We start from the raw sequence: 8,518 nt of genomic DNA, 5'->3' as shown, positions 1-8,518 counted from the left end.
CGAATTACCCACACAGAACAGATACCCCCCTTAACCCCCTCCTTCAGCTCGTGACCCACCGCGAAAGAATTCAACTAGCGGCAGCCACCACTTCGGCCGGAGGTGCCGAAAGTCGCGGCGGACTCGTGCGGGGGTGAGTCTGTGGGGCGGGGGCGGTTTCTCCCACGGCCGCCGGAGGTCTGCCGCCAGAGGGCGGGCGAGCCGGAGCTGCGTGAAGACGACGACGATCAGCCAGGTCCAGCGGTCGGCGGCCTCGGGGCTGCGGATCTTCGGGCAGGTCCAGCCGAACGTCTGCTTGAACAGGCGGAAGGTGTGCTCGATGTCGAAGCGCCGCAGGGACGCCTGCCACAGACGGTCGACGTCGTCTGCGGTGGCGTCGGTGCCCGACCACCACAGCCAGACCGGCTTCGGTGTGGCGCCGCTGGGCAGCTGCTCCACTTGCAGGCGGATCACGGTGCCTTCGATGACCGGCAGGGCGCCCAGCTGGGCGGTCCAGGCCGAGCGGTGGGTCAGCCTTGGATGGAGCCGGTCCCAGGAGCGGGCGGTGGCGGTGCCGTAGAGACGGGTTGCGGTCACCGTTTGCGCGTCGGGAGTGTTCCAGGTGGCCGGGTCACCGAAGACGAACTCCCCTCCGTGGCGGGGTGGCCAGCCTCGAACCCCGGACTCCCGGGGCGGTGCCGCGCGGCGCAGGATCCGGTCCGAGCGCATCCGTCCCAGTACCTGCACCGGCAGGTCCTTCAGCAGGAAGGCCAGGCGGGGAACGTCGTAGCCGGCGTCCACCACGATCAGGATCTCTGGATCTCCGTCCTTCCACTGCCCGGCCTCGATCAGCCGCTCGATGAGCTCGCGCATCTGCCGGGCCATGACGGTGGCGGCATCGTCACCCGGTGCCAGACGCAGCGCGTCCAGCGGTGCGGTCCAGGAGCTTCGCCCTGATTCCAGTGCGCAGATCACCGAGTACGGCCAGCCGGGAACGGGAATGTGCTGGTCCTTGCCCCGCCCGTAGGTGTGGCACAGGATCCGCTGCGGTGAGGTGTGCGCGCTAGGCCGCAGCCAGCAGGCGAGGTCGGCGGCTAGGACCAGCCGTCCGTCCGCTGCCCGCGGCAGGGGCACTGTCGTCAGGGCCCGTCGCAGCCGGGCCACATCGACCCTTCCCGCGGACAGGGCGTCGTAGAGGCCGCCGTGCCCGCGACGGTGTTCGCCGACCAGCGAGAGTTCCACCAGCGACCGGACCGGCCCATCGGCGCACAACACCGCGTCCGCGAGTTCGAACAGCGCGTCCGCACGCCGGGCCAGACAGGAGTAGAACTCACCCCGGAAGCGTGACAGTCCCGCAAACGGATCCTGCCGGACAACATGATGCGACAGACTCATCCCCACGGCCTTCGTGCTGAGCGTTGTGTGTTCCTTGGCCGGACCACATGCTCAGCCGAAGGCCACCCGCACGTAAAGCAGTTACCAGACCGAGTGATCAAGTACGAGGACTCGTTCGGGCTCCGAGGTTAAAGATCAAGCTAGGGGCCCACCAGGCGGGTGTCGTCCGCCGGCTCATCCGTCCACGTGGCGGTCACGGAGGAGGTGACATGGCCCGCCAGGCCGAGCACCAGGAACAGCACCACGAGCCACTTCGCCGCGCTGCTCATGACCAGCGGACGGGTCGAGGAGCGCCGCGCCCCCTGCGCCACGGTGAGGTCGTCGTCCCCGAAGAGGCCCTTGGGGTAGGCCGGGGTGAGCATCATGGAATACGCGGAGAACCGCATCCGGTAGCGCAGGGTGGCCGCCGTCGCCTCGAACAGCGGCCTCGGCATACGGCCCAGGACCAGCGTGATCAGCCACCAGACGAAGCCCAGTGCCCACCAGCCGTACACCGCGAGACTCTGCACGATCGCCGCCGGGATCATCAGGAAGATGCGGAACAGGACCGCGAGCCGGTTGAGCGGGGTGGGCCGCACCTCGATCTGCACCGGGTAGTCGGGGGGCGGGGTCAGGGCGAACGGCGGGTAGCGGTCCACCAGCAGCATGTCGCTCGCGGAGACCCGCATGTCGTATCCGAGGACCCCGCTGAGGAACCGGAACACGGGGTCGGGCAGCCGTCCCAGCACGAGGGCCGCGAACCATCCGATGATGACCGTGAAGAACGCCGCGATGTGCAGGAAGAACAGCACGATGAAGTGCGGGATCAGCAGCAGGAGTCGCAGCAGAACGGTCAGCCGCCGCTGGCCCGGGGGTTCGACGACGTCCAGGACGGGCCGGAACTCGTTCGCGTCCATCTCCGTGCGGCCCGGGCTCCACTGACCTTCGGCCATGTCGCTCCTCCTCGGCAGGAAATCCGTGCGGCATCCGCGCGCAGGACGTGTCCCCACCGTGCGTCGGGCCCGGGGCGCCCGCAAACGACCGGGCCCGAACGGGTGCCCGGGCCACGGCTGCGGGCGCGCGGATCAGCGCCTGCGCAGTCGGCCGGCGAGCGAGCGGCCGTCGGCCTTCCCTGAGCGGGATCGCGGCCCGGACCGCGGATCGGCGCTCGCCCCGCGTCCAGGACCCCCGGGTGAGTTGGACGACCGCCATGACGGAGACCGGTGCGGGCGTGAGCCCGACCTTGGCCGCAAGGGCGGAGAAGGCCACCAGCCCGCGCCGACCGACCGGCGGCGAAAACTCACTCGACTGTCCACGGCCGCCTGCGACGATGAGCCCATGAGTGCACAGAAAAAGAAGGACCTGCTGGACGAGGCCGAGCGGCTGCGCACGGAGGGCCGCCCCGAGGAAGCACGGGAACGGCTCCTCGCGCTGACCGCCGAGTACCCCGACGACGCGGAGGTGGCCTACCGGACGGCGTGGATCCATGACGTGCTCGGCCTGGAGGCGGAGGCGGTGCCGTACTACGAACGCTGCCTGGCGAAGCCGGAGCTCAGCACGGAGGACCGGCACGGCGCGCTGCTGGGGCTGGGCAGTACGTACCGGGTCCTGGGCCGGTACGGGCAGTCGGTGGAGATCCTGCGCCGGGGCGTCGAGGAGTTCCCGGAGGACGGGGCGCTGCGGACGTTCCTGGCGATGGCCCTGTTCAACACCGGTGAGCATCACGAGGCGATGCGGCTGCTACTGGAACTGACGGCCGCGACCAGCGACGACCCGAACGTACAGCGCTACCGGCGGGCCATCGAGCACTACGCGAAGGATCTCCACGAGACGGTCTGACGGCCCGTGCCCCGGTCGGGCTCCCCTGTCTCACCTTCTCTCCACTCGGTGTGGGGCAGGTCTTCGACGGGGCGATGACCGGGGATGCGGTGCTGCTCGGTGCGGCGGCCGTGCTGTGGGGGCTCGGCCGGGTCGGGTCCTACGGCGGAAGGCTCGGGCCGCTCGCCCTGGTGGCGGCGGCCGGAGCGCTGATCCTCCAAGCGGCGCCGCGCCCGGGCGACGGACCGCGGCCGGGAAGGGGGGAAGCCCCGGCCGGATCGGGGGAATCCAGCCGGGGCAGCTTGAGTGCGTGCGCGAGGATTGGTCGCCTCTCGGCGGCGAACGCCAGGGGATTCGGCTGCGCGGTCTTCCCCATGAGCCGGAGACGAGGCCCTGGGGCGCGGCCCCCTCACACCCACGTATAGGTGAACGATAAACCATCCAGGACCGCCCCCAGGAACCCGCCCCCGCGATGTGATCCACGGCACGAGGAGCGCGACTCCGTGCAGGGTCTGCACCCCCGGTCGCGACGACCCCGCACAGGCCGGCCAACTCACCCCAAGCGCAAGCCTGTTCGGACGGGTCACCACTCTGGCCAGCCGCTGGCATATGCCAGAAGCAACAACGCATCGAGTGTTGCCAAATCCCTTACGGGCCGCCGCGGCCTGTGCCACAGTCGGTAGCGGTCCACCCATCAGAACCGGCTACGCCGCGCCTGTATCGGAGTACGAGATGCCGTCCCCCCACTTCGCGGACCGCCCCGCACCACACCCCCCCGCGCACGATGCCGTCGACGCCCTGATCGACCGGACGCGCCGGCTGCGCGGAGACGTGGACGCCGTGCGGCGGGACGCCGTCGTGATCGACGAGGACGACCCCCAGCTGCGCTGGCAGCGCGCCCTGTACGAGCTGGCCGTCCACCACCTGGACAATCTCGACGAGCATCTGGGACAGCTCAAGGCGGGTCTGCCGACACAGCGGGCCGAGCCCGACGCCCCGGAGAGCGGGGCAACACCGGAGGACCCCCGGTCCGGCTCCCTGCTCAACCGGGTGGGCAGCGCCGAGTGGAATCTCCTCACCGACGAGGTCAGCTGGTCCGACGAGCTGTACGGGATCTTCGGCAGGCCGCCCGGGTCCGCGCCCCTCTCCCTGGACGACATGCCGTCCGTACTGCTGGCCGACGATCAGCCACTGCTGACCGCCATGGTCACGGGCTGCCTCGTCGACGGGCGTCCGATGGACGGGGAGTTCCGCATCGTCCGCCCCGACGGCCGGACGCGCACCCTCCATATGACGGGCGAGCCGGTCCTCGACGCCCAGGGCTGCACCGCCTCGATGTGGGCGGTCCTGCGGGACGTCAGCGAACTGCGGCGCAGCGAGCAGGCGGTCAGCAGCAGCCGCGCCTCCGTGCGGCGCGAGGAGCACATCGAGCGGGCCGAGCACCGGATGGCGGTCGAACTCCAGGAGACCGTCCTGCCGCCGTGGCGCGGATCGCTGCGCCTCCCGCAGCGGGGGCCCGGAGCCCTGGACATCGCCGCGCACTACCTCCCCTCCACGTCGAGCGGACTCATCGGCGGCGACTGGTACGACGCGATGGAGCTCCCCGACGGACGGACACTGCTGACCGTCGGCGATCTCACCGGGCACGGCATCCCCGCCACCTCGGCGATGGCGATGATGCTGGGCGCGCTGCGCGGCATGGCGGTCGCCGGCATCGAGCCGGGCGCGCTGATGGGACACCTCAACCAGCTGCTCGAATCGTCGATGCAGCCCGCGCTGGGCAGCGCCCTGTGCTGCCGTTTCGACCCCGACGGCTCGATCCTGTCCTGGGCGCAGGCCGGACACCCCGCTCCGCTGCTCTTCCGCAGGGGATCGGGACGGCCGCTGCCCCCGCCGGACGGGGTGCTGCTCGGCGCCTCCTCCAAGGTCGCCTTCGAACAGAACGAGGTATGCCTGTTCCCCGGCGACGTGCTCGTTCTGCACACCGACGGTCTGACGCGCCGCGGCGACCGGGGTGCGGGCCCGGAGGCACTGCTCGCCCTCGCTCCCCGGTTCGCCCGGGCCCGTACGGCCCAGGAGTGCGTGCGGAGCGTCGTCGAGGAGTTCGGCGGGGCCGAGCGCCTGGACGATGCGTGTGTGCTGGTCGCCCGGATCGGGGCGTGAGGGAGCGCCGTACGACGGCGTTACGGTTTCCGGTCCGTTCGGTTCACCTGCCCCGGGCGGTCCGTCCGGTTCAGGACCGGTGCGACCGTGCCCGCTTCAGATCTGTGTGCCCTTGGCCTTCTTCTGGCTCGGCGGCATCGACAGCTCGATCTCCTCGCGCAGGTCCTGGATCCCGGCGTACCCCGAGAACTGACCGGTGAGCCGGTACATCTCGCGGAGCCGGTCCCAGGTGCGGTGCGAGGAGGTCTCCCCCATCGACACCAGCGCGAGCCGGGCGTAACGGTCGGCCTGTTCGGGGTCGTTGGCGATGAAGCACGCCGAGGCCAGCGAGATGTAGTCGAAGATCTTGGACCGTTGGCGCCCGTTGATCCGCAGCTCCAGCGCCTGCTTCGCGTGGCGCTGGGCGATGATCGCGGCCCCCGGGTCGTGCTCGGCCAGGGTGCGGAAGGCGAGTGCCTGCATGCCGTGCATATCGGCCTCGTCGAACATCTGCATCCAACTGGGCGGCGGCACATCGCCCTTGTCCGACACGAAGAGCTCCTCAGCCTCGCCGAGGGTGCGCCGCATCGCCTGGCCACGGCCCATCGATGCCTGTGCCCAGGCTTCGATGGTGTGCAGCATCGCCCGGGTGCGCGGCAGCGTCTCGTCGCCGGAGCCGGACTTGGCGAGCTTCATCAGGTCGAGGGCGTCGTCGGGGCGGCCCAGGTGCACCATCTGGCGGGCCGCCCGGGAGAGCGCCTCACCGGCGCGCGGCCGGTCGCCGCCCTCACGGGCCGCGTGGGCGGCGATGACGAAGTACTTCTGGGCGGTGGGTTCGAGGCCCACGTCGTGGGACATCCAGCCCGCCAGGACGGCGAGGTTGGCGGCGACGCCCCACAACCGGCGCTGGAGATGGTCGGGGTGACGGTAGGCGAGCATGCCTCCCACCTCATTGAGCTGGCCCACGACGGCCTTGCGCTGGAGTCCGCCGCCACGGGAGGCGTCCCAGGCGCGGAACACCTCGACCGAGTGCTCCAGGGCCTCGATCTCGTCCGAGCCGACGGGTGCGGCCTCGTACCGGTCGAATCCGGCAGGGTCGGCATGCAGGGGGTCGTTGGTGCGTGGCGCGTCGGCCGCCAGAGCGGGGTCGCTGTGCAGCCAGTCGTACATGGGCCTTGCGATGGTTGAGCCGGCGGCGAGCGCGGCGCCCGCACCCACCAGGCCGCGACGGTTGAGCATGAGGTCCATTCCCGTGAATTCGGTGAGGACCGCTGCCGTCCGTTCGGGCGCCCACGGCAGTTGATCCGGATTGTGTTCCGTCCCGGAGTCACGCCGTTTCCCCACACGCCCGCGTCGGCCGAACCCGAGGTCCTCGATGGTCACGACACGGCCGAGCCGCTCGGTGAACAGGGCCGCCAGCACTTCGGGCACGGGATCACGGGGGGACTCCCCCATATCGATCCAGCGCCTGACACGCGAGGTGTCGGTGGCCAGCTGCGGGTGGCCCATGGCCGCCGCCTGCCGGTTCACCATTCTCGCGAGTTCGCCCTTGGACCAGCCGGCCAGGCCGAACAGGTCAGAAAGGCGGGTGTTGGGTTCTCCGGTCACGTCAAGCCCCCAGGTTCTCGGCTGACTTGACACTAACCCCCGGTCAGATGCGCTGTGACTATTCGCCAGGGTTCGCCAGGGTCCGCCAGATGGTCTGCCACCCGTGACTCGTTGTCAGGTAGGAAAGCGCCACCCCGCCCGGCAGCCCTAGGTACTCCCCAGGGTGCCGAACGGTCGTCGGCCGGGTTGGCGCGCGTACCTTGTCGGCGCACGAAGGGATCTGTCTCGCCCATGTACACAGCATCGTCCTCCGTGTCCGCCCCGCCCCGTCCGCTCCGCCCGATGGGAGCGGGCGGCGGGCCCTATCTCGCCCCTCCCACCGGTGCACCGGTGCAGGGTCTGGGCCGGCCCCGACGGGCCTCGGGACCGGGCACCGGGCCGCTCAGCGGGAGAATCGACCTGTCCGGGCCGCAGGGCGCGCAGGTGCGGATGGCCATCGCCTCCGTGCAGCGCATCTGCCCCGAGTTCAACCCGGTCCAGGTACTCCGCCGCAGCGGCCGCTCGGTCCTGATCGTCGGAACGACCGGGCGGGCGACCGCCGTGGCGAAGTGTTTACTGGACCACTCCCCGGCGTGGACGGAACGGTTCCGGCACGAAATAGCGGCATACCGCACGTTCGTCCGGCACCGTCCCCCGGTACGGGTGCCCCGGCTGATCGCGGCGGATCCGGAGAACTGCACGCTGGTGATCGAGCGCATGCCCGGCCGGGTCGCCGCCCTGACCCGGCACCCCGCCGAGGCGCCGCCGCGGGCGGACATCCGCGCCGCGCTGGGCGCGATCAGCCGGGTGAACGCCTGGCGGCCGCCGCCCGGTCTTTTCGAGGCGCCGCTCGACTACGCCTCGCGGATCGCGCGCTACCACGAGCTCGGTCTGTTCACCGACCGCGACCTCGGCGATCTGCAGAAGCTGCTGCACGGTCTGGCGCACGCGGGCGGCAGGCAGGGGATGGGGCAGTTCTGTCACGGTGACGCGCTGCTCTCCAACATCCTGCTGTCGCCGACCGGGCCGGTGCTGGTCGACTGGGAGCACGCGGGCTGGTATCTCCCGGGGTACGACCTGGCGACCCTGTGGGCGGTACTGGGCGACGCCCCGGTGGCGCGGCGCCAGATCAGCCAGCTGGCACAGGCCAGGGGCCCGGCCGCGCGGGACGCGTTCCTGGTGAACCTGATGCTGGTGCTGACCCGCGAGATCCGCAATTACGAGACCGCGGTGCAGCGGACCATGCGCGAGGCGCCCCCGGTGGGTGCGGGGCAGGACCGCCCCGGCGCCCTCTCCTCCGGTGAGGAGCAGCGGCTGCTGCTGCGCAGGCTGCACGACGACTGCGCGATGGCGCGGCGGGCCGTACGGGCGGCGGTCGGCACGCGCTGACTCCCGGCGCGACAGCCGCCGCCCCGCGCCGGATCCTCGGCGCGGGGCGGCCGCGCGGGGCCGTACACCAACAAGGGCGGGCTGGCGTTCGCCCGGCGAAGACCACGGTGCTCAAGCCACTGTGAAGAGGAAGCGGGGGGGGGGGGGGGGGGGGGGGGGGGGGGGGGGGGGGGGGGGGGGGGGGGGGGGGGGGGGGGGGGGGGGGGGGGGGGGGGGGAGGGGGGGGGGG

General features: G+C 71.4%; 5 protein-coding genes and 1 pseudogene. 3 read left to right on the top strand and 3 right to left on the bottom strand.

From position 1 onward, the window contains the following. Positions 1-90 precede the first annotated feature (90 nt). Both ACZ5WC_RS33075 and ACZ5WC_RS33070 read right to left on the bottom strand, forming a co-directional pair. Positions 91-1,374, bottom strand: a pseudogene (locus ACZ5WC_RS33075) (NF041680 family putative transposase); the annotation flags it as partial. A gap of 140 nt (positions 1,375-1,514) precedes the next feature. Continuing rightward, on the bottom strand, positions 1,515-2,306 hold the full coding sequence (locus ACZ5WC_RS33070) for a DUF4389 domain-containing protein (protein ID WP_468544282.1): 792 nt from the start codon (positions 2,304-2,306) through the stop codon (positions 1,515-1,517). Positions 2,307-2,691: 385 nt separating this feature from the next. Between ACZ5WC_RS33070 and ACZ5WC_RS33065 the strand changes: the two genes are divergently transcribed. Both ACZ5WC_RS33065 and ACZ5WC_RS33060 read left to right on the top strand, forming a co-directional pair. Further along, the gene (locus ACZ5WC_RS33065; RefSeq protein ID WP_468544281.1) at positions 2,692-3,192 is read left to right on the top strand and encodes a tetratricopeptide repeat protein; all 501 of its coding nucleotides are present in this window, start codon (positions 2,692-2,694) and stop codon (positions 3,190-3,192) included. Between the two features lie 711 nt (positions 3,193-3,903). Continuing rightward, entirely contained in the window at positions 3,904-5,334 is a 1,431-nt protein-coding gene (locus tag ACZ5WC_RS33060; RefSeq protein ID WP_468544280.1) for a PP2C family protein-serine/threonine phosphatase, read from the top strand. A gap of 96 nt (positions 5,335-5,430) precedes the next feature. On the opposite strand, the gene ACZ5WC_RS33055 is transcribed toward ACZ5WC_RS33060, so the two are convergent. After that, entirely contained in the window at positions 5,431-6,921 is a 1,491-nt protein-coding gene (locus tag ACZ5WC_RS33055) for a DNA-binding protein NsdB (protein WP_468544279.1), read from the bottom strand. Between the two features lie 231 nt (positions 6,922-7,152). On the opposite strand from ACZ5WC_RS33055, the gene ACZ5WC_RS33050 reads away from it, so the two are divergent. Beyond that, positions 7,153-8,289, top strand: coding sequence for an aminoglycoside phosphotransferase family protein (locus tag ACZ5WC_RS33050; protein ID WP_468544278.1), 1,137 nt, complete (start codon positions 7,153-7,155; stop codon positions 8,287-8,289). The last annotated feature ends 229 nt before the right edge of the window (positions 8,290-8,518 follow it).

The organism is Streptomyces sp. NPDC033165 (genome assembly GCF_055577965.1).
The sequence above is the reverse complement of the archived record's forward strand: the minus strand, read 5'-3'. Positions and strand labels throughout refer to the sequence as shown.